Origin of the sequence: Alicyclobacillus acidocaldarius subsp. acidocaldarius Tc-4-1, assembly GCF_000219875.1 — a bacterium.
GTDB lineage: Bacteria > Bacillota > Bacilli > Alicyclobacillales > Alicyclobacillaceae > Alicyclobacillus > Alicyclobacillus acidocaldarius_A.
Genome location: NC_017167.1, coordinates 2,192,884 through 2,214,214 on the forward strand (window position 1 = coordinate 2,192,884; position 21,331 = coordinate 2,214,214).

The following is a 21,331-nucleotide window of genomic DNA, read 5'->3' on the forward strand; positions in this document are numbered from 1 at the left end:
TGAGGGCAGTTCCATCGCGAGGGGGACGCCTGTGGACGACGTGGTGCGCAACAACATCGAGCGGTTTTCGGGTTTCGCCAGCCTCTATGATACCTACCGGCCCGAAGCGCCGGAAACGGTGCGCGCGCTGCTCATCGCCTATCTCGGGCACGAGCCCGACACTGTGATCGATCTCGGCAGCGGCACAGGTCTCTCGACCTTCCCTTGGCGGCACGAAGCCCGGCGCGTGATCGGCGTCGAGCCGAACGACGACATGCGCGCTCGGGCCGAGCGCCGTGCGAAGGACCTTGGCGCCGACAACGTCGTCTTCCTCCCCAGTGTATCCACCGCCATTCCCTGTACCGACGCATCCGCCGATCTCGTCACGTGCTCCCAGTCCTTTCACTGGATGGAGCCCCAGTCCACGCTCTGCGAAGTGGCACGCGTACTTCGGCCAGGCGGCGTATTCGCCGCGTACGATTGCGACTGGCCGCCCTCCTGCTGTCTGGAGACCGACGTGGCCTACGACGCACTTTTGCGGTGCGCGGAGGCGTCCATCGAGCGGCACGTACCGAAGCAAGATCAGGCGCGCAAGTGGCCGAAGGAGCAACACCTCGACCAAATCCGCGCCTCAGGAGTCTTTTCATTCGCCAAAGAAGTGGTCTTCCACGTGGAAACGCGCCTTGGGGCCGACGCGTTCATCGGCATCGCGCTCAGCCAGGGACAGGTGCAAACCGCGTTGCGGCGCCGCCTCCCGGACATCGAGCAGGAACTGTTGGCATTTGAAACGCGCGTCCGCGCCGCCTTCAGAGATGGCGAGAAGCCCGTCTGGTTCTCCTACCGCCTTCGCCTCGGGGTGAAGGCCGCCGCCTCGACGTGACGACGGCCGAGCGTGATCCATTCACGCCTCCACAAGTTTTGCCTTCCGCGCGATCTCGTCCTGGATCTGCCGCACGAACTGATCGAGCGGCATCGCGCCGAGATCGCCCGCGTGGTACTTGCGGACGGAGACCGAGCCCTCTTCGCGCTCGCGCGCGCCGACGACGAGGGTGTACGGGATTTTGTGCGTCTGCGCTTGGCGGATTTTGTACCCGATTTTGTTGTCGCTCACGTCCGCTTCGGCGCGGATGCCTAGCTCGCGCAGTTTGGCTGCGACTTCTTCGGCGTATCCCGCGAATTCATCGGCGACGGAGGCCACCACCACCTGCGTCGGCGCGAGCCACGTCGGGAACGCGCCCTTGTACTGCTCGATGAGAAACGCCACGAACCGCTCCATCGTGCCCACGACGCCCCGGTGAATGACGACTGGCCGATGCCGTTCGCCGTCCTCCCCCACGTACTCGAGGTGAAACCGGTTCGGGAGGTGAAAGTCGAGCTGAATCGTGGACAAGGTCTCGTCCTTCCCGAGCGCCGTGCGCACCTGCACGTCGAGCTTCGGCCCGTAAAACGCCGCTTCGCCCTCCGCTTCGACGAACTCAAGGCCGAGATCGAGCATGACCTTGCGCAACGTGCTCTGCGCGAGCTCCCACATCTCGTCGTTCTGGACGTATTTCTCCGTGTTCTTCGGGTCGCGGTAGCTCAGGCGATGATAGTAGTCGTCGATCCCGAAGTCCTTGTACACGCGCTGGATCAGGCGGACGACGCCGGTGAACTCTTGCTCGATCTGATCCGGGCGGCAGAAGATGTGCGCGTCGTTCAGGGTCATGGCGCGCACGCGCTGCAGGCCGGCGAGCGCTCCGGACATCTCGTACCGATGCATGGTGCCGAGTTCAGCAATGCGAATGGGCAGTTCGCGATAGCTGTGCAGGCGATGCTTGTACACCATCATGTGGTGGGGGCAGTTCATCGGCCGCAGGACCAGTTCCTCGTTGTCAATTTTCATCGGCGGGTACATGTCGTCCTTGTAGTGCTCCCAGTGCCCGGAGATCTTGTACAGCTCGACATTCGCCAGATGCGGCGTGTACACGTGCTGATAGCCGAGCGACTCCTCAAGATCGACGATGTAGCGCTCGATGATACGGCGGATCTTGGCCCCGTTTGGCAACCAGAGCGGCAGGCCCTGGCCCACCTCGGGCGACAGCGTGAAGATCTCGAGCTCCTTGCCCAGCCGCCGATGATCCCGCTCGCGAGCTTCCTGCTGGAGGCGGTTGTACTCGTCGAGATCGGACTTCTTCGCGAAGGCGACGCCGTACACGCGCGTGAGCATTTCGCGCTTCGAATCGCCGCGCCAGTACGCGCCCGCGAAGTTCTGCAACTGGAACACCTTGATGCGGCCGGTCGACGGCAGATGTGGTCCGCGGCAGAGATCGACGAATTCGCCCTGTCGGTACAGTGTGAGCGTCACGTCCTCCGGGAGATCTTCAATGATTTCAACCTTGAACCGGTCGCCGCGATCGCGGAAAAACCGAAGTGCCTCCTCGCGCGAGATGACCTCCCGTTGAATGGGCAGGTCCTCGGCGACAATCCGCCTCATCTCTTCCTCGATGCGCGGGAGATCCTCGGGATGGAAGTCGTGATCGGCGAAATCATAATAGAACCCGTTTTCGATGACGGGCCCGATGGCGCACTTGGTGCCTGGGAACAGGCGTTGCACGGCCTGCGCCATGACGTGCGCACACGTGTGGCGCATGACGTATAGCCCCTCGGGATCCTGCAAGGTGAGCAGCTCGACCTGCGCGCCATCCTCCACTTCGCGGCTGAGATCGACGAGAACCCCGTTCACGCGGGCGACGACGGCTTCCTTGCCGAGCCGAGGACTGATGGACTGCGCGAGTTCCGCATAGGTCGATCCGGCCGGCACCTGCCGCTCGGATCCATCTTTCAACCGCACGGTGATCGCTTGTGACACGGAACATCCCCTCCACATCGTGGTTCTTGGGCATACAAAAACGCCACCGCCCCAATGGGACGACGGCGCTCGCCTCGTGGTTCCACCCATCTTCCCCGCGCTCCATCAGCGACCAAGCGCGGGCTCAACGCCTTAACGCGGCGGACACGGTTCGCGTTGTGACCCGCGAACGGCTTGGGAAGTGGTGTCTTTTGCGCCATCGCGGAGGTGCTTTCAGCCACGGCATCCTCTCTCTGGGCACGACGTGACCGCAAAAGCGCGTCTTCCCGCATCGCCTGAGCTTTGTTCCATGTGACGGGCCCGCCGACGCCGGCGCGCCTTCCCTTATGTATGAAACTACACAACGATTCGGGACGATGTCAAGCGAGCGAACCACCCTGACCTTCTCCCAGTTCGTTCTCCACCGGGGCGTCCGAAGTCCGCTCCGCTTCGGGCGTCAGGCGTCGCCGCACGGCGCGCGGCGACCCAAGGTCGGACGCAAATCCTTCGCAACACGCGGCAGGTGACCAATTCGGGCGACAGGTGGGGCAACCGGGGCACGGGACTGCGCGATGGCCGAAGACGCGGGTCACCGTTTCGGAGAAGCTCGGCCACGGCGCCTCGGGATACGCGTCGTGCACGACAATCCGCCACGGCGACTTGGTGATGAGAAGGGTCATCGCGAGATCTTCGCTCGTCACATCGTCATCCTGCAGCGCCACCAGTTCAATCTGTTCATCCGTGACGATCCCGCCCTCCGCATCGGTAATCCAAACGCCGTCCGGCGTGACGTACACATGCATCTCGGCTTCGCAGAGCGGATGTTCGTCCAGCATGTACCGCAGCATGGAGAGCGACTCCTCATACTCGTCCTCGAGCGCAGAGGCCATCATGCGATCCCGCACGCGATGCGCCAGGTCCACAACCACCCGATGCAGGCGGAAGCGGACAAACGGTTCCAATGCAATGCAGACGGATCGCCGGAAATGGCTCACGAGCGCACGAGCGAGACTCGCCTGCCACTCGTCAAGCGTATGACCCGCCACCGGGCGGCTCTTCAGGCGCGACTCGCAGATCTCAACGAGCGCATGAAACTGGACTTCTTCCGCGGGCCAAAGCGGCTCCATGCGGCACACGCGCTCGACCACGCGCGCCTGAAGCCACTCGCGAGTCAGGACACCCGCGACGAGCTGCGCCACGCGCGAATGAAGCGCGGGCCCGCACTCGCAGACGACGCTCGGGCCAGGGCTCGACACCACGTAGCTTGCCGCACCGCATTCGGTCAAGCGCCCCGCGAGACCCAGACTGTCCATATCGGCTGTCAGTTCGAAGATGAGCAACGCTCCCGCCCCCGGACAACAGATTCCCATTTACATCCATTGTTCCTTCGGGTCGGGAGCTCTATACGCCGGGTACGTCTCCGGTCAGGAGAACGCGCGCTCCAACTCGTCGACGATTTCGCCCACTTTGCGAATGGCTTCGCGGTACGGCTCGGGTTGTCCCATATCGAGGCCGACGTGCGCGAACAGCTCAAGCGGCGTCTTGCCGCCTCCCACGCGCAACACCTCGATCCAGCGCGCCAGGACCTCGCCGTCCCCCGCGAGGATTCGATCGGCGAGGAGGGTGGACGCCGCGAGCCCCACCGCGTACGTATACGAATATAAACCCATGTAGTAGTGTGGCTGGCGCATCCAGTAGAGATCCGCCCCTTCGTCGAGATCGACCGCGTCCTGCCAGAAGTCGGTCAGCACCTCGCGCGAGACGCGGCGAAAGACGTCGGTCGACAGCGGCTCCCCTCGATCCGCGATGGTGTAGAGCCGCCGCAGAATCTCGGCCTCCGTCTGGTGCGTGACGAAGTCGTGGTGGAACGTGAACATCTGCATCATGCGCACCTTGGCGCGGGCGGCGTCGTCCTCCGCACGCCGGATAAGCGCGTTGGCCACCATGTGCTCCATGAGCGTGGACGGCGTCTCGATGAACAGGTTCGAGAACGACAGGTTGGAGGGGCGCGCGTTCTGACACGCGAGGCGGAGGTGAACGGCGTGGCCGAGCTCGTGCGCCATCACGAAGACGCCATACATGCCGCCTTCAAACGGCGAAAACACGTACGGATGGACGCTCGACTCCCCGCAAAACGCGCCGTTCCAGTTGCCGCGGTTGCGCGCCCAGTAAATCCACCGTTCCTCAAACGCGCGCCGCAGAATGTCGCTGTATGTGTCCCCAAGCGGGAGGGATGCCTCCAAGATCAACGACCGCGCGTCGTCAAACGTGAGTTCTGCGTCCGTCAGGCGCACGAACGGAGCCTTCGTGTCGCACAACCTCACCTTCTCGAGGCCCATCACCCTTTTGCGAAGGTGCGCCAGGCGGCGCATGTGAGGGGCGAGTTCCTTCATCATGACGTCCTGGACCATGAAGTAGTGCTCCGGAGGCACCTGATTAGCCGCCATCGTGCCGCCGAGCCTCGTGCTCTGCAACATCTCGAACACACTCGAGAAGCCGCGCAATCGCGCCGCCACCACGTCGTTTCGGATTTTCGCCCCAAGCGACCGCGCGAGCGTATGCTGATACGGCCGGAGCCCATTCACCACGCTGTCGTAGGCTCGATGGCGGAGCACCGTATCGTGAGACGTCTCGATGTGCATGAGAAGCGCGGATGGCGTCACCCCCACTTCCCGCCCGTCGCTGTCCAGGACCGGCTCAAACCGCATATCCCCGCCCGTCGCCGCTTCGTAAATGCCGGAAGGCAGCGAAAAGGCCGACGAATTGGCGGCAAGCACCTTCTCTGCTTCATCGGCGAGCCGATGTCTGCGCTCGCGGTCGATCTCGCCAAAATACGGGGCATACGGCCGCAAGGCTTCGTCCTCCCGCCAAGCGGCGAGGCGGTCCTCAGGAACTCGGCATAGCGCTGCCACCAGCGATTCCGCCGCTTCCCCTGCGCGATCCAGTGCGAGCTGGGCCATCGACATCAGCCGCTGCGCCCCCTGGTCGGTGGCGTCCTCCGCGAACTTGCTCATGGCGTACCGTTCCACGTCGGTGCCGATGCGCAGCATGTCGTCGTGCAGCGCCAACGCGTGAGCCACGTCCGCCGGGCCACCGAATGACTTCGAGGCCACTTCGACAAGATCATCCGCCAACTGGCGCACGCGCCGGACCGCCGCTTCCCACGCCTCCACGCTGGCGAAAAGGGGCGTCAAATCCCACGTCTCATAATCCGGAACTTCACTTCGCGACCTCAGCGCCATATTCGCTTTGCGCTCCCTTCAGTGGCTGACCTCTTCCACGTACATGCGGCTTCGCGCCGAGAACGATTCCCCCGGCGCAAGGACAATAAGGCCGGTCACATCCTGTGGCAGATCCATGTTCGGCGCGTTCACCATGTTCGTCTGCGGCTCCGGGCAGAAAAACGTGCCGCAGCAGTTGTTGTTCCACACCATCCAGTGCCGGTACTTCAGATCCACGTCGTACACGAACGCGAGCCCGAGACGCGCGTCCGTCAGGACCATGCGGTTGTGCCCGTCTCGCGGGCGCGCGGTGTAATGGTTGTCCATCGGCTCATAGAACGGATCTGCGCCGCCTGTCGGCATCTTTTGTTCGTTCTCGTTCAGTGGCTGAAACCGCCCCGTCGGCAGCTTGCGCTCGTCGAGTTCCCAGCGCTCGCCGATAGTCAGCTGAATGGAGCAGGCGTCGGCCGACGACGCTGCGGAGAACGGCACATTCACCGCGGTGTGGAAGCCAAGCATCACCGGCATCGGCTCGCCGCCGCGGTTGTCAATGTGGACGCGCTGCACGAGGCCCGCGCCCGACAGCTCGTAGCGGATGGCGAACCGGAACGTGTGCGGCCAGTGCGCGTACACTGGATGGCCTTCTCCCACCTCGTGGGCCATCTCGACGTACGCGCCCCCTTCGTCTTCGCCCATGTCGACGACAGGCCATTCAATCCGCATGAAGAAGCCGTGCAGGTGATTGTGCGTGGCCTCCTCATTCACCGGGAGGTGATACGCCCTGCCTGCGATGGTGAATTTGCCGTCCCGATATCGGTTTGGCGGGTACAGCACAGGAATGCCATATCGGCCAGGTGCCTTGCGAAACTCGTCCATCTCCGCCTCCGGCTCGCGCAGAAACCGAAAGCCGCGCGCGGTGTCGCGCAGCGCCACGAGATTGCCCCACCCCGGCAACAGGTAGGCCTCATATGGGCCGTGCGTCAGGCGGATTGCGCGCTCACCGCCGTACGTCGTCTCGACTGCGGGCATGTTCGCCACCCTTTCTCATGATGTTCCCTTCGTAGCTATACGCTTTCAAGTCGCGAGATCCTTCTTCTCCGCGTGCCATCTTGCCCGCTCATGCGCGCCCGCTAGAACAAAGACGACGCCCACGCGAACCCCGGAGGGCCGGGGCGCCATGGGCGTGATCGCCAAACCCTATTCTGCTCCGAATCCATCAATCGGCGTCATCGTTCAGGCCCGGTACAGGGACCATACAGCCGGATACAACGCCTGGTACAGCCGATATGCACGCTGGTAGGCGGCCTCGTCCTCGACGACCGGGGGCGTGGTGGACTCGACGCGCACCCACGCGTCCACCGCGGTCACCACGTCGTCGAAAAAGCCCGCGGCGACGCTCGCCAGGATGGCCGCGCCAAAGGCGGGCCCCTCGTTCGCCTCGATCACGGCGACGGGACGTCCGAACACGCCCGCCTGAATCTCGCGCCAAACCTCGCTCTTGGCGCCCCCGCCGGAGACCCGGATTTCTTCCACCGGGAGCCGAAGATCCTGCATGAGCGAGAGCCCGTCAAGCAGGCTGAAGGCCACCCCCTCCATGATGGCGCGGACGAAGTGCGCGCGCGTGTGGCGCGGCGTGATGCCAAAAAAGACGCCTTTCGCCTGAGGGTCGAGGTGCGGCGTGCGCTCGCCCATCAGGTACGGGAGAAACACGAGCCCCTCGCTGCCGGCTGGAACTCGCCGAGCCTCCTCGCTCATGAGGTCATACACATCTCTCCCGGTTTGTGCCGCCACCGCGCGTTCCGCGTCCGCAAACTGGTTGCGGAACCACTGGAGCGAGCCCCCGGCAGACTGCGTCACGGCCATCACGTGCCACTTGCCGGGCACGGCGTGGCAAAACGTGTGCAACCGCCCCTTCTCATCGCGGACGATCTCGTCCGCATGTGCGAACACCACGCCCGACGTGCCGATGGTGCTCGACACAACGCCTTTGCGCACAATGCCGTTGCCGACCGCGCCCGCGGCTTGATCGCCGCCGCCTGCCGCGACAGGCGTACCTGGGCGGAGTCCCGTCCGCGCCGCGGCCCCCTCGCTCACCCGCCCCGAAACCTCGGGCGACTCATACACCTCGGGCAGCCAGGACCGCGGCACTTCGAGCGCCGCCAACATCTCGTCGGACCATCCGCGCCGCTTGACGTCAAACCACAGCGTTCCAGACGCGTCCGACACATCCGACGCAAATTCGCCCGTGAGCCGGTATCGGATGTAGTCCTTCGGGAGAAGCACGTGGCGAATGCGCGCGTAGTGCTCGGGCTCACGTTTCCGGACCCACAGGAGCTTCGTGGCCGTGAAATTCGTGAGTGCCGGATTCGCCACCCACTCGATGGTCTGCTCGAATCCGACAGTCTGATGAATCTCCTCGCACTCCTCCTCCGTGCGCTGGTCCGACCAGAGAATCGCCGGCCGGATGACCTGCCCCGCCTCGTCGAGCAGGACCAGGCTGTGCATCTGGCCCGTGAGGCCGATGCCCGCGATGTCCTCGCCGCGCCGGTTGCTTCGCGCGAGCGCGAGCTGGATGGCCGCGCACGTCGCCTCCCACCAATCCTCCGGGTTCTGCTCCGCCCAGAGCGGCTGCGGCTGTGACAACTCGTAGCCCACGGTGGCCTGGCCGAGCGTACGGCCCTCGCGGTCAATCACGACCACCTTCACGCCGGACGTCCCGACATCGATGCCAAGGAGCGCGTTGCGGTCTGTCGCCATCGCCATCATTCCGTTTCCAGCAGATACTGATTCAATTTCGCCAAAAGGACCTCCTGGCGGCCGGATCGCGTCGCCGTCACGCGCTTATCCAGCACGTAAGACTCAAGGGTTTGCAGGGTCGCGCGCCCTTCCACAATGTCTTTCCCGATGCCGGCCCGATAGCTCTCGTATCGCTCCTCAATTTCCCGCTCGAACACGCGGTCCTCAAGCAGTTTAGCCGCCACCTTGAGCCCGCGCGCGAAGCTGTCCATTCCGGCGATGTGGCCATAGAACAAATCGATGGGCGTCATCGACGCGCGGCGAACCTTGGCGTCAAAGTTGAGGCCGCCCGGCGCCAGTCCGCCATTCAGGAGGATCTCGTACATCGCGAGCGTCGTCTCGTACAGGTTGGTCGGAAACTCGTCCGTGTCCCAGCCGAGCAGCGGATCGCCCTGGTTCGCGTCGACAGACCCAAGAAGGCCGTTGATCCGGGCGAAGCGAAGTTCGTGTTGGAACGTGTGGCCCGCGAGCGTGGCGTGATTCGCCTCGATGTTGAACTTGAAGCGGTCCTTGAGCCCGTAATGATAGAGGAACGCGAGCCCCGACTGAACGTCGAAGTCATACTGGTGCTTCGTGGGCTCCTTCGGCTTCGGCTCAATCAGGAATTGCCCGGTGAAGCCGATCTCGTCCGCGTAGTCCACCGCCATCTGCAGAAGGCGCGCGTAATTGTCGAGCTCAAGCTTGAGATCCGTGTTGAGGAGCGTCTCGTAGCCCTCGCGGCCGCCCCAGAACACGTAGTTTTCCGCCCCGAGCTCCTTCGCAATTTCCAGGCTCTTCTTCACCTGCGCGGCAGCGTACGCGAATACGTCCGCGTCCGGAGCCGTCGCGGCGCCATGCGCAAACCTTGGATTCGAGAACAGGTTCTGCGTATTCCACAGGAGCTTGATGCCCGTCGACTGCATGTATTCCTTGATGAGCGCGACGATCTCGTCCAGATTGCGATTGGTCTCGCGCAAGGTGTCACCCTCGGGCGCAATGTCGCGATCGTGGAAACAGAAGTACTCGACGCCGAGCTTGGTCATGAACTCGAACGCCGCCTCCACGCGGCGCTTGGCCAGATCCATCCCCGTCGCCCCGTCCCACGGCCGGATCATGTTCGGCAATCCGAACGGATCCGCGCCGGACAGCGTGAACGTGTGCCAGTAGGCCACCGAGAAGCGGAGATGTTCCTTCATCGGCTTTCCCAACACTGTCTCTTCGGGGTTGTAGTACTTGAAGCAGAGCGGATTGTCGGATCCCTTGCCTTCGTATGCGATGCGCGTCACTTCGGGAAAATACGTCGCCACGTCCATCACCTTCGCCTCAAGTTCGTTTGCCCAACAAACATATTCTGATCCTAGCAGAGCCCTGTTGGCTTTGCAAGGGGTTTCAATACACCCTCGCATGGCGAGCACAAAGCCCGAGAATGAAGAAAAGGCGCGGAACGACCGCGCCTGGCACGGACTAGCTTACTCAGTGACGCGACAGCCTGGGCCGAACCCGTTTGAGTGGCAGGACGCTCGAGGCGTATTCCAACTGCAATTGGGCGGTCTCTCGCCCAAACGCCACAAACGGAGCCGTGAACGCGAGCAGCACAACCGCAATCCCCAGAAACACGACGCGATCGCCCCCCACGGAGATTACGAACGGGATGAAATAGGTGGTGACGATGCCGCTCATCCCGCGCGCGATCATCTCGGCCAGATACACGCCTCGTCCACGCACCTCGGTCGGATACTGTTCCGCGACGGACAGCTTGGACACGGGGAAAATCCCAAGCCCAAAGAAGGCGGTGAGGAATCCAGCCACGAGCGTCGCCTCTCGCGTCTGCACCCACGCGAAGAGTAGGCAACCGAGCGTGGCGAGCGCAGCGTAGGCGGCGAGCACCCGCTTGCGCCCAAATCGATCCGACAGATACCCCTGGCACACCGAGCCGAACCCCGCGAGGAGCATCATGAGGCCGGTGTCCAGAATGGAATTGGACACGCCGAGTCCCCGCTTCGCCAAGAGCGCTGGTCCAAACACCTGTAGGATGTAGAACAGGATGAGGGCAGCCGTCAGATGCAGAATGACCATGGCACTGCGAGCCAAAAGTGGCGGCCGAAAGATGGCTCTAAGCGTCCGAAGCATGTCGTGTGGCGTCTCGTCCAGCGTCTCCGCAATCACTTCGTCATACAGCGATTCGTCGTGCGGCAACGCCGCCTCTTGCTCCAGGGCCTCCACGAGGCGAGCCACCGGGCCTTGACGCCCCTTGTCGAGCAGATATCGCGGTGACTCCGGGAGCCAAAGGGCAATCGGAACGAGCATGAGGAGGGGCACCCCGCCGAGCAGGAATGGGACACGCCACGCCACGTCCTGTGCATAGTGGTGAAGGGCCCAGACGGACACGAGACTGGGTACGACGTACGCGGCCGTCAGGATCCCGTTGGCGTACCCCACGCTGACGGCGCGCCGACGGTGATTGGTGAATTCGGACAGGATGAGATACGGCATCGGCAACACGGCGCCCTCCCCGATGCCCGCCACCAGCCGCACGAGAAAGAGATCCGCCACGTTCCGCGTGAGCGCACCGAGCATCGTGACCACCGAAAACCACGCGATGCCCATCAGGATGACGCGCCGTCTCCCAAAGCGGTCCGCCATCATGCCGGCGGGGATCATCCCAATCACAATCCCGATGGTCGAGGCGATGGCCAAAAGCCCCGTCTGCCACGTGGCAAGGTGCCACGCCTTTTCGAGCGTCGTTAACACAGGCCCCACAATGCCGATATCAAACGCCTCCGCAAGCCACACGAGCGAGAGGAGCGCGATGATTCCCACCACGCGCGGCGTGATCGGCAAGCGATCCAGCCTGGTCAGGAGATTCACGTCACGAAAATTCGCCATGCTTGTCCCTCCTCGGCAGCGCCGTCATCAGAACCGGTGGACCGTCACTTCGCTCCGCACGAAAAAGCGCAGATTGATGCCTGACTGACCTACACCTTTCGAGATATAATAAGGCCCGGCCTCCGCACGATGCATCCCGGCGTAAATGCCGCGTTTGGCCAGCGGTCCCATCGGTTTCAGATAGTAGAAAAATGGGAGTTGAAACTGTTTGCCGTGCAGATGCCCAGCCATCAGAGCGTCGAACCGCCGCTTGGCCGTCAAGACAAAGGTCGGATCGTGCGTCATCACGATGACGGGCAGATCCTTCTTCACACGCCGGTACGCCGCCCGTTCATCGCTGTTTCGCGTCTGATAGTCGTCGATGCCAACCAGGTTAAACCCGTCGAGCACCACCGATTCATTGCGCAACACCACTACGCCGTGCGCCTGAAGACAGTCGATCAGGGCACCAATCCGGTTGCGGAGCTTGTAATCGTGGTTGCCAAGCACAGCGTACATGGGCACCCCCGCCGTCTGCAGAGCACAGAGAAACGGCAAGAGACGCGCGATAGCCCGCTCCGAATCGACGTAGTCTCCGGTCAGGCAGATATAGTCCGGTCGCTCGGAACGGCAAAGGGCAGCCAATCGCTGCGGCGAGACGCGGTTCCGTTCCACGTGAAGGTCACTCACCTGGAGAATGGTGCGCTGCAGCCCGAGCTGCCAGTTCACCCGCTCCACCTTGAGCCACTGCGTCGGAAGCACGGTGCACGCATAACCCAAGCCGCCAAGTACCGCAAGACCTGCGGCCGCCCACGTCCACATCGGAAGCGTCCCTCCAGCACGAGGAAAAGTCTGTCTTTGCCCAGTGTATACGCCTCCGATGCCAAGCGCTACTCGCGCTCCAGCGGATGGCGCCGCTGTGTTCCGCTTCACGCCTCCACCGAATTCGACGCGCGCTGCCGCTCTCCCTCTATGGATCTCAAAGAAAGTTCAAAAACCGCTTGAATTCTGCCAACAAGGGTCATGGAGATGCGCAGATAGCAAAAGCCGCCAGACCCAACGCCCGGCGGCTTCCAACGAATGCGGCTGACAGGAATCGAACCTGTGACCCCTACCGTGTCAAGGTAGTGCTCTCCCTCTGAGCTACAGCCGCGCACAGCGCTCCCATTGTAACAATCGGAAGATCGGGTGTCAATTCAAAAAGACGTTGATCGCCTTTGCGGGATTCTCGTATGCTATCGACGCGACTCGGATGCTGCCATGAGGCTGGCACATCGGACCGCGACAGCGCAAAGGAGGATCCTTGTGACGACACGCCACAGCTTTTCTTGTTACGCCGACGTGGAGCAGGCGATGCTCGAACTCGTTCAGCGTCATTTCTTTGAGGGGCACTTTCTCCAGACCCTTTGCAGCGGCGGATACAGGGAACCGCAAATTCGATATTTCGCGCTCCAATACGGGTACTACAGCCGCCATTTTCCGCGCGTACTGGGCGCTGCCGTCGCAGCGATGCCGCCCATTGACACGTGGTGGGTTCCCATCGCCGACAACTTGTGGGACGAGGCCGGCCGAGGTCAGCCGGGCCGAGCACACGAGAAGCTTTACCTCACTTTTCTGCGCACCGTCGCCCCGGACGCACGACTGGATGAGCACGGCATTCCCGACGTTCCTATGTCGAGAGCCGTGGAAACCGCCATTGATACATTCATTCAATTTTTCCGGCAAGCCACGCCGCTCCAGGCCATGGCCGCGGTTGGTCTCGGATCCGAGCTGTTCGCCGGTCAGGTGATGGCGCGAATCGGCGAAGGTTTTCGCCATCCCCAGTATCAGCGGTGCGGCCCGGTCAACACCTTGTTCTGGGATGTCCATGCGGACGAGCACGAGCCACGCCATTATCAACTTTGCAAGCAGATCCTGGAGACCTTCACTTCGCCGCGCGATCTCGACGACATGTACGAGACCGGTCGATACATCGCGCTCTCCGAAGCCCGAATGTATGAAGAACTGCACGAGGAAATGATGTCCCTGTAAGAAAACCTTCGCAAAGAAGGGGTGCGCGAATCCGCTCACGGATGCCGCGCCCCTTGTCTTGGGATCACGCCGTCGAATCCCCTGACGTGACCGGCAGGTCCGCTACGCGACCCCAGAGTTCCGGCGCAAACTTCGCGAGATTCACCGGACGCAACGTGTCTCGATCGACAAACGCGTGCCGAGTCTCTCCCCACGCGCACAAGTCGCCCGCCCCATCTGTGACCTCGTAGCGGAAAGCGAGCCGCGCTCGGCTCATCTCCACAAGCCTCGCGGTCACGTGCGCTGTATCCTCAGCGCGCAACGCCTTTTGATAGTGGCACGCGACATCCGTCACGACGACCGTGACCCCGCGATCGTGAAAGTCGTTCATGTAGTGGATGCCGTTTTCCTTTAAAAAGTGCATGCGAGCGATGGAGAACCAGTCAATGTACGACGGGTGATACACGATCCCAGCCGGATCGCACTCTCCCCAGCGGACTTCTAGGGTGGTGACGACGCGCTCTGGCATTACGCATTCCTCCAGGCCTATCGATGCCCTTCGATTCTACCAGACGCGCGTCGCAGGCTCTACGTCACGCCCCCGGAGGACGCGCGAACCCATCGGACGCCTGTTGCGGCGACTGGACAGGACTGGAGCCCTCCGTCCCGGCTCCCGCCACCGAACCGGCCGACGAAGCTCCGGATCCACCCCCGGCTGCGCTGCCGCTCGACGGCGAGGCAGGTGGCCCAGACGTCGCTTTATTGTGCGTCATGAAGATCGCGATCACGGTGACGACCGATGCCACCGCGTTGGCGATGGCGTTGATCTCAGGATCCGTGATGAAAGGAAGGCCGAGTGCGTCCGTGATGAGCTTGGCCGACGCCAATAAGCCGATGATGAGCGTGCTCAGCCGTTTGGTCTGAGCCAGTTGGACCAACGTGTTCCAAACTCTCATCGCGCTTCACCCCCTTTGCCATGTTCTCGTGTATGTCACATGCGCTTTCGGGGTGCAGGCGTTGACACGAGGCGCCGGCACATCTTGCGCTCTCTTTTTGAAAGTGGCTTACGCATCTTCTATAATGAGGTCGCGCCGAGATATACAGGGGAGGGAATCAGACATGGCACAATCGCTCAAGGGATGGAGCGCCATCGTCACGGGCGCTGGCAAAGGCATTGGCAAGGCCATCGCGGAGCACCTCGCGAAAGAGGGCGTGCACCTCGGGCTTATCGCCCGAACAGAAAGCGACTTGAACCGCGTGGCGGATGCCATTCGCAGCGCCTATGGGGTTTCCGTCTACACGCAAGCCGCCGACATCGCTGACCGCGTATCCATCGAATCGGCCATCGGCCGCCTCAAAGAACAATTGGGATCGGTCGACGTCCTGGTCAACAACGCGGGTACAGCGAGCTTTGGCACTGTCGTGGACATGCCCGTGGAGGAATGGGAGCGCATCATTCGCGTCAACCTGCTGGGGACGTATTACGCGACGCGCGCCGTGTTGCCGCACATGATGGAGCGCAATCGCGGCCACATCGTCAACATCAGCTCGACGGCAGGCGAAAAGGGCTCTGCCACGACGTCGGCGTACTCGGCATCCAAATTTGGCCTGCTTGGTTTCACGGAATCGCTGATGTATGAGGTGCGAAAGCACAACATTCGCGTCATCGCCCTGTTGCCGAGCACCGTGAACACGGATTTGGCCCGCAATGTGGGTCTCAAACTGGGGGACGAAGATCATCAGATGCAACCGGAGGATGTCGCCGAACTCGTGGTCGACGCGCTCCGCTTGCCGAACCGCGTGCTGCTGAAATCGGCGACGCTCATCATGACCAACCCACAGTAAAGCGACCCCCCGCCTCAAACCTGAGCGTTTGAGCGGGGGCTCTGCGTCTTTTTAGCCTAACCGCGCGACGTGCCGCTATCGCTTGTAGGTTGATGCTGACTTCCTCCCAGCGCGTTGCCTGTCTCTGCACTGTTACTTCCCAATGCCCGATTGCCGAGATCGGTCCGATTGGTGCCGGAAGCGGCCTCGGAACCGTTCACGGATTGGTTGGTGCTCTCGCCAATGAAGTTCCCGCCGTGCTCGCTGACGGTGTCACACCCGGCGAGGGCGACGGCCACAAGCAACGATAGCCCCGCAACTCCCCAGCGCACGCCATCACACTCCTTTGAGTTTTAGCGAGATCGTGGTTATACTTGCCACGGATTGCTCCGCACATGCGGATTCCGCGCCATTCATCACACAGGAGGTCATCCCATTGAGCGCTGTCCTGCGAAAGCTTCCGCTGTCTCTGCAGCACGTCTTCGCCATGTTTGGCGCAACGGTGCTCGTGCCGATTTTGACGGGATTGAGCCCTGGTGCAACTCTCGTGGCGAGCGGCCTGGGGACGCTCGTGTTCCACGCCATCACACGCGGCAAGGTGCCTGCGTACCTGGGATCTTCCTTCGCCTTCATTGCGCCTCTCACGCTTTACGTCACGCGGCACCACGCACCTGGGCAGGCGGTCACTGGACTTGTGAGCGTGTCCGTCGTGTACTTCCTCTTTGCCCTCATCGTTCGCCTGGTGGGTTTCGATCGCGTCCGCCGCGCCATCCCGTCCGTCGTCGTGGGCCCTGTCGTGTCGATTATCGGCCTGTCGCTGGCGACGACAGCCGTCACAGTGGATGCGTCGACCCACTGGGACGTCGCCATCGTGACGCTGGCCGCGGCCGTGGCGTGCGCCATTGCGGGGCCGCGCGCCTTGCGCATCATTCCCATTCTCGTCGGCATCGTCATCGGATACCTGTACGCCCTGGCCCGCGGATTGGTTCACCTCGGACAAGCCGCCGCGCAAACGAAGTGGATTGAGTTCCCCACCTTCCACGTCCCAGAGTGGAGCCTGGCCGCGATTGCCAGCATGGCGCCCATCGCGCTTGTGACCATGGTGGAGGATCTCGGCCACATGTTCGTCCTGAACGAGATCATTGAGCGAGACGTCACGCGCGATCCGGGGTTCGGCTCCATCTTGTTTGGCAACGGACTCGCGACCCTGATTTCCGCGCTTCTCGGCGGACCTGCCGAGACGACATACGCGGAGAATCTGGGCGTCCTGGCCATGACAAGGAACTTCTCAAGCCGCATCATTCAGGGCGCAGCCGTGATCGCCATCCTTCTCGGCCTTGTCGGCAAGGTAAGCGCGGTGATTCAGTCCATCCCGCCAGCGGTTGTCGGAGGTGTCGGTATCCTGCTGTACGGCATGATCGCGGCGATGGGCATCCGGCACATGATTGAGGCCAAGGTAGACTTGACGAAGACCAAGAACCTCATCGTGGTGGCGGTCATCTTCATCATCGGAATTGGCGCACCTCAAAACGGAATTGCGATGGCAACGGTCGCCGGCCTGTTGATCTACTGGCTGCTGCCCGACCGCACAGCATCCTAAGAAAAGAAAAACCGCCGTATTGCCACGGCGGCCACAATGAAACCCAGGGGGAATGGAAGGGTTCAATATGTAGCATACGCATTTTCGCTTGAAAGTCCATTGAAATTTTGTGACGTCGCACGACAGGGCAGGACAAGTACGCACGAATGCGCCAGGCATATTGGGAAAAAGTTGCCACCGCGTGTGCGGTGGCCAAGATCTTCAGGGGGTTTCAGGGGGGTTCCGCACTTTGACGATATCACCTTCAGCTTGAAGAACGCTCGAAATCCGATTGGGTATCCCGAGATGGTTGCAGCCAACGCCAATCGCCACGCAGACACCCTTCACCTTTTGCACGCATACCCTACAACAAAGTTTTGCCTTGAGGAAACGAAGTGTCCTCCAGGAAACTCATGGACATCACGGGCATCTCAGCGAGGGGGTCCTAGCGATGAAATGGATCTTAGGCGCAGCTGCCGTCGGTGCCGTACTCGCAGCCCGCTCCGCAATCCTGCATGCCACAGGGCCTAGAGTCCGCGTCAGCGGCCGTCGTCGAGAATCCATGCGCCACAAAGGCCTGTGAAATACAAGAGGCCTGCTTCCCACACCCACGCGAGTTGGAGAAGCAGGCCTATGAACTGTGAGGCTGCATTCGTGGCTTCACTCCCTCGATGGATCCAGCGACGCCTCAGAAGCTTCCTTTCACCAGACCGATGACGACCAGGACAAGCATGATGGCGATGTACACCCGGAGTCCCCAGAACACCGCCTTCACCCACCCTTTCACCTGAGCGCGCGCCAGTGGCTCTGTGGGCGAGATCGGCGCTCGAGAGGTGAAATCCATCATCACGTTTTCCTTCCGGTTCATGATTCACACCCCCTCAGAATAAGTGCGGAAAGATCACCGTCAGGCCATACAGACCGTTCAACACGACCAGAAGGCCAATGATGACGAAGCCAGAGACGTTCTGCCACGTGCGGTTGACGTGTTGGCCCATCACCTCGCGGTCATTCAGCAGAAGCATCAGGAACATGAGCGCCGCCGGCATGAAGATGGACGCGATGACCTGCACAATCATGTTCAAGAAGCCAAGGGGCGCGTGTGGAATGAGGACAATCGCGGCCGCAATCACAGCGCTCGCGATGCCGGGCACATAAAATTTCCAGGCCAGGCGCGCCGGCATATTGATGCTCTTCGGCCAGTGGAAGGCCTCTCCCATTGCCCAAGACGTGCTTGCCGTCAATGCGATGGCGGCGATGAGCCCCGCTTCGACCAGCCCGAGCGCGAACAGGCGTTCTCCGACTGGGCCAATCTTGGCGCCAAGCAGATTCAAAATGCCGGTGATGTCCAAGTTCATGCCGTGCGAGCCGTGCATGACCGTGCCAGTGAGGACCATGATGGCGCAGGCCACCACAATCATCGCCAGTGTGCCGAGCGCCGTGTCCAGCTGACCGTGCCGAATGTCCCGCTCGGTGAGCCCTTTGTCGACCACGGACGACTGCTGGAAGAACAGCATCCACGGCGCAATGGTGGTGCCGAAGTTAGCCAACACAATGAACAAAAACGAAGCCGTGAACCCACCGGGTATGTTCCAATTGACAAAAGCATCAGCCACAGCCGACCAGTGCGGCTTTGCCATAAACATGAGCGGGATAAAGATGAGGTTCCCCGCCGCAATCCACAGCGCGATGCGCTCCCACGTGTAGTACCGCAAGACGAGGAGCGCGAACACATCGATAGCGAGCGCAATGGATTCGCTGAGCCAGCCCGGTACACCAAACACGCCCATCCCGATTTTAATCCCGATGAACTCGGTCACGAGCGTGAGCACGTTCGCCACGACGAGATCGATCAGGGAAAACCAGCCCCAGAAGGCCCCGTACCGCCCCCAGATCATCTCCGCATGGCCGCGGCGCGTCACGGCGCCCAACCGGACCGTCATTTCCTGAACAACGTAGGCGATAAACCCTGCGATGATCAGCGACGGGATGAAGAAGCCAATGCCGTACGTGGCCCCTGTCTGCGCGTAGGTAATGACGCCGCCAGCGTCGTTATCGGCTATCATCGTCAACACGCCCGGGCCTATCAGCACCAACAAAAGACGAAGGCGCGCCCAAAAGCCGCGCTTGCTGTAGAGGCGGGCCACTCTGGCCATATCCTTTGCCCGGAGCTCGCGCTCCAGTTCATGCAAATCCTGAGTTGCGTACACATTTGCGTTGCGAGCCATGACAATCCCCCCTGGACGGGCGATGGGCAGGAAGTCCCCACGCCCCAATATGATGCAATCCATAGAAAACCACACAACCACCTGTTTCCAGCACTGCGAACATGGGGCGACTACTCGACGGACTGTCCATACCCATCACCTCCTCCAAGGTTTTGATCATGGCCCAATGAAAAACCCCCTGGCGAACCAGGGGGCACACGCAGCCGTATGCACATCCCCCTGGTTGAGCTTTGGCACTATACGACGTAGGGATCACCCAGCCACGTTAGGTAAAGCCTTAAGCCGGCCATACCTGTTCTACCCATTGGCGTGTCTCCACGTTTCCGGGCAGTGGCTTGTGTTCGTATAGTAGCCTCGCCTAACGAGGAACGCATCTTCACGATTTAGCGTATGTTTCACGCGGTGCGCTGTCTGGACGAACGTCCATCACCGACAACCGCAATTCCTCTGCTTTTGTATCATTCGCCGTCCCATCTGTCAAGATTTCAGCGTGTCAAGAAAGCGTTCTCCCGAAAAAATTCTTTAGGAAACGCTTCAGTAGCACGAACCGAGTCCGTGAAGACAAGACGACGCCATCACGCCTGAAGAGCCGTCTGAACGAGCGTGGCCAGCGTGAGTGCGACGAGCAACCCTACCATCGCCCATCCCCAGATGCGCCCCCACCATTTCGTGCGATACGGCCCCATCAGATCCCTATCACTGGTCATCAGGACCAGAAAGATGAGGAGCGGCGTCATCAGCACACCACCCATGACCTGCGTGACGATGGAAATCAGATTGAGGGGCAGGTGCGGAACCAAAATGGCTAGTGCGGCGATCACCAAACTTCCTGCGTAGATGGCATAGAATTTGGGCGCTTGCCGTACTTTGTCATTGAGGCTCTTGGACCAGCCAAACAGTTCCGCGATGCTCCAGGACGACGAGAGCGACACCGTGATCGAAGCTAAAAATCCCGCGTCAAACAATCCAATTCCAAAGAGCGTTGCACCCACACGCCCCACCGTATGCGTCAGACCGCCGATAATGTCCGAAGGTCCAAGGCTCGTGACATGCTGCAGATGGCCGTACAGAGACGCACCACAGACAATGATGGCAGCGGCAATCACGGCCTGCATGATACAACCGAACGCCGTGTCGATCCGGCCCAACCTGAGCTCGCGGGCGCTGACCCCTTTGTCGATAGCCCCGCTGCCCTGGAAGAAAATCATCCAAGGCGCGATGGCGTTCCCCACCGTCGCAATCACAAACCAGGTCACATCCCCCCTGAGGGAACCAGGGACGTTCCAAGTCGCAAACGCCCTCCCTATCGCCTCAAGACTTGGATGCGTCATCCCCGCTACCACAAGAAAGACGACGTTCAACGCGCCAATGACGAGGGCGATGCGCTCTTTCGTGAAGTAGCCGGTGAACACCACGAACGAGATCACAAAGATCAAGCACAGGAGGTCGGCAATCCACATGGGAATTCCAAGCATCTCAAGCCCCGCGGACATGCCGATGAATTCAGTGATGAGCGTCAACAAATTTTCCAACGCGAGGGTCGTCACGTGATAGTATCCCCAAAACTTTCCATACCTTCGTTGTGCGAGTCGCGAGATGCCTTCCTGGGTCACCGCGCTGAGGCGCATACTCATCTCCTGAACGGTGAACGTGAGGACCGCAAGACACAACACCAGGGGCACAAACAGCCCGATGCCAAACTGGACACCTGTGGCCGTGTAGGAGATGACGCCACCTGCGTCGTTGTCCGCCAATGCGGCTAGAAATCCAGGGCCCAAAAGGATCCAGAACGACCACAGATACCGCCGTACCCCCTTTTTCGGACTCGCTAAGGACATCTGCTGGCCTCTGGACGCGGCATCCGATCGCGCCTCGGCACGCGATGTTGCAGAGCTTATCTCCATACTTGCCAACCCCCTGCTGTTCGCTCCACGTCCACTGGATTGCGTGGTCCATTGAACGGTCTGCCGACGTATCCTATGCACAGGAGAAACATCGCGTGATCCTTCCGTTGCGAAATTCG

At 61.5% G+C, this 21,331-nt stretch carries 18 protein-coding genes, 1 tRNA gene and 1 riboswitch; of the genes, 4 read left to right on the forward strand and 15 right to left on the reverse strand.

Annotation, left to right across the window (positions count from 1 at the left end; all coding sequences use genetic code 11):
* Positions 1–31: 31 nt before the first annotated feature.
* Complete coding sequence (locus tag TC41_RS10555; protein WP_014465041.1) at positions 32–859, forward strand: class I SAM-dependent methyltransferase; 828 nt, start codon at positions 32–34, stop codon at positions 857–859.
* Positions 860–880: 21 nt separating this feature from the next.
* Here the strand turns inward: TC41_RS10555 and thrS are convergent, their stop codons facing one another.
* The 9 genes from thrS to TC41_RS10600 all read right to left on the reverse strand — a co-directional run bounded on the left by thrS (position 881) and on the right by TC41_RS10600 (position 12,820).
* Entirely contained in the window at positions 881–2,827 is a 1,947-nt protein-coding gene (gene thrS / locus TC41_RS10560; protein WP_237699910.1) for a threonine--tRNA ligase, read from the reverse strand.
* A 359-nt stretch (positions 2,828–3,186) separates the two neighbouring features.
* Positions 3,187–4,146 carry a sporulation protein YtxC gene (gene ytxC, locus TC41_RS10565; RefSeq protein ID WP_014465043.1) on the reverse strand — a complete coding sequence of 320 codons (960 nt, stop codon included), beginning with the start codon at positions 4,144–4,146 and terminating at the stop codon, positions 3,187–3,189.
* 84 nt (positions 4,147–4,230) lie between these two features.
* Positions 4,231–5,979, reverse strand: a complete 1,749-nt coding sequence (locus tag TC41_RS10570) for a M3 family metallopeptidase (protein WP_237699911.1) — start codon at positions 5,977–5,979, stop codon at positions 4,231–4,233.
* An 87-nt stretch (positions 5,980–6,066) separates the two neighbouring features.
* Complete coding sequence (locus TC41_RS10575) at positions 6,067–7,056, reverse strand: aldose 1-epimerase (protein WP_041695342.1); 990 nt, start codon at positions 7,054–7,056, stop codon at positions 6,067–6,069.
* Between the two features lie 204 nt (positions 7,057–7,260).
* On the reverse strand, positions 7,261–8,790 hold the full coding sequence (gene xylB, locus TC41_RS10580; RefSeq protein ID WP_237699912.1) for a xylulokinase: 1,530 nt from the start codon (positions 8,788–8,790) through the stop codon (positions 7,261–7,263).
* Positions 8,790–10,115, reverse strand: coding sequence for a xylose isomerase (gene xylA, locus TC41_RS10585; RefSeq protein ID WP_041695343.1), 1,326 nt, complete (start codon positions 10,113–10,115; stop codon positions 8,790–8,792). The genes xylB and xylA overlap by 1 nt, the downstream gene beginning before the upstream one ends.
* A gap of 160 nt (positions 10,116–10,275) precedes the next feature.
* Positions 10,276–11,688, reverse strand: coding sequence for an MFS transporter (locus TC41_RS10590; RefSeq protein ID WP_014465048.1), 1,413 nt, complete (start codon positions 11,686–11,688; stop codon positions 10,276–10,278).
* A 27-nt stretch (positions 11,689–11,715) separates the two neighbouring features.
* Entirely contained in the window at positions 11,716–12,489 is a 774-nt protein-coding gene (locus TC41_RS10595; protein WP_014465049.1) for a metallophosphoesterase, read from the reverse strand.
* Positions 12,490–12,748: 259 nt separating this feature from the next.
* Positions 12,749–12,820: transfer RNA gene (locus tag TC41_RS10600), tRNA-Val, on the reverse strand.
* A gap of 152 nt (positions 12,821–12,972) precedes the next feature.
* Between TC41_RS10600 and TC41_RS10605 the strand changes: the two genes are divergently transcribed.
* A complete protein-coding gene (locus TC41_RS10605; protein ID WP_014465050.1) occupies positions 12,973–13,698 on the forward strand; it encodes a TenA family transcriptional regulator in 726 nt (241 codons plus the stop codon).
* 64 nt (positions 13,699–13,762) lie between these two features.
* On the opposite strand, the gene TC41_RS10610 is transcribed toward TC41_RS10605, so the two are convergent.
* Both TC41_RS10610 and TC41_RS10615 read right to left on the reverse strand, forming a co-directional pair.
* Positions 13,763–14,206, reverse strand: a complete 444-nt coding sequence (locus TC41_RS10610; protein WP_014465051.1) for an acyl-CoA thioesterase — start codon at positions 14,204–14,206, stop codon at positions 13,763–13,765.
* A gap of 64 nt (positions 14,207–14,270) precedes the next feature.
* A complete protein-coding gene (locus tag TC41_RS10615; protein WP_014465052.1) occupies positions 14,271–14,633 on the reverse strand; it encodes a hypothetical protein in 363 nt (120 codons plus the stop codon).
* A 163-nt stretch (positions 14,634–14,796) separates the two neighbouring features.
* Here TC41_RS10615 and TC41_RS10620 point away from each other — a divergent pair, with 163 nt between their 5' ends.
* Positions 14,797–15,522, forward strand: a complete 726-nt coding sequence (locus tag TC41_RS10620) for a 3-ketoacyl-ACP reductase (protein WP_014465053.1) — start codon at positions 14,797–14,799, stop codon at positions 15,520–15,522.
* Positions 15,523–15,578: 56 nt separating this feature from the next.
* Here TC41_RS10620 and TC41_RS10625 read toward each other — a convergent pair whose 3' ends face one another.
* Positions 15,579–15,833, reverse strand: coding sequence for a hypothetical protein (locus tag TC41_RS10625; protein ID WP_041695344.1), 255 nt, complete (start codon positions 15,831–15,833; stop codon positions 15,579–15,581).
* 104 nt (positions 15,834–15,937) lie between these two features.
* On the opposite strand from TC41_RS10625, the gene TC41_RS10630 reads away from it, so the two are divergent.
* Positions 15,938–17,101 (forward strand): uracil-xanthine permease family protein, encoded by a 1,164-nt coding sequence (locus TC41_RS10630; RefSeq protein ID WP_049784360.1) that lies wholly within the window; start codon positions 15,938–15,940, stop codon positions 17,099–17,101.
* 667 nt (positions 17,102–17,768) lie between these two features.
* On the opposite strand, the gene TC41_RS10635 is transcribed toward TC41_RS10630, so the two are convergent.
* The 3 genes from TC41_RS10635 to TC41_RS10645 form a co-directional block, all read right to left on the reverse strand.
* Positions 17,769–17,948 carry a hypothetical protein gene (locus TC41_RS10635; protein ID WP_014465056.1) on the reverse strand — a complete coding sequence of 60 codons (180 nt, stop codon included), beginning with the start codon at positions 17,946–17,948 and terminating at the stop codon, positions 17,769–17,771.
* Between the two features lie 13 nt (positions 17,949–17,961).
* Positions 17,962–19,308, reverse strand: coding sequence for an NRAMP family divalent metal transporter (locus tag TC41_RS10640; protein WP_041695345.1), 1,347 nt, complete (start codon positions 19,306–19,308; stop codon positions 17,962–17,964).
* 209 nt (positions 19,309–19,517) lie between these two features.
* Positions 19,518–19,681: riboswitch (M-box (ykoK) riboswitch) on the reverse strand.
* A 202-nt stretch (positions 19,682–19,883) separates the two neighbouring features.
* On the reverse strand, positions 19,884–21,146 hold the full coding sequence (locus tag TC41_RS10645; RefSeq protein ID WP_237699913.1) for an NRAMP family divalent metal transporter: 1,263 nt from the start codon (positions 21,144–21,146) through the stop codon (positions 19,884–19,886).
* Between the last annotated feature and the right edge of the window lie 185 nt (positions 21,147–21,331).

Bases quoted from the DNA above. Each gene is read 5' to 3' on its own strand.
- TC41_RS10575 (WP_041695342.1), bottom strand. From the start codon at position 7,056: ATGCCCGCAGTCGAGACGACGTACGGCGGTGAGCGCGCAATCCGCCTG.
- xylB (WP_237699912.1), bottom strand. From the start codon at position 8,790: ATGGCGATGGCGACAGACCGCAACGCGCTCCTTGGCATCGATGTCGGG.
- xylA (WP_041695343.1), bottom strand. From the start codon at position 10,115: ATGGACGTGGCGACGTATTTTCCCGAAGTGACGCGCATCGCATACGAA.
- TC41_RS10590 (WP_014465048.1), bottom strand. From the start codon at position 11,688: ATGGCGAATTTTCGTGACGTGAATCTCCTGACCAGGCTGGATCGCTTG.
- TC41_RS10595 (WP_014465049.1), bottom strand. From the start codon at position 12,489: ATGTGGACGTGGGCGGCCGCAGGTCTTGCGGTACTTGGCGGCTTGGGT.
- TC41_RS10610 (WP_014465051.1), bottom strand. From the start codon at position 14,206: ATGCCAGAGCGCGTCGTCACCACCCTAGAAGTCCGCTGGGGAGAGTGC.
- TC41_RS10615 (WP_014465052.1), bottom strand. From the start codon at position 14,633: ATGAGAGTTTGGAACACGTTGGTCCAACTGGCTCAGACCAAACGGCTG.
- TC41_RS10620 (WP_014465053.1), top strand. From the start codon at position 14,797: ATGGCACAATCGCTCAAGGGATGGAGCGCCATCGTCACGGGCGCTGGC.
- TC41_RS10635 (WP_014465056.1), bottom strand. From the start codon at position 17,948: ATGAACCGGAAGGAAAACGTGATGATGGATTTCACCTCTCGAGCGCCG.
- TC41_RS10640 (WP_041695345.1), bottom strand. From the start codon at position 19,308: ATGGCTCGCAACGCAAATGTGTACGCAACTCAGGATTTGCATGAACTG.
- TC41_RS10645 (WP_237699913.1), bottom strand. From the start codon at position 21,146: ATGTCCTTAGCGAGTCCGAAAAAGGGGGTACGGCGGTATCTGTGGTCG.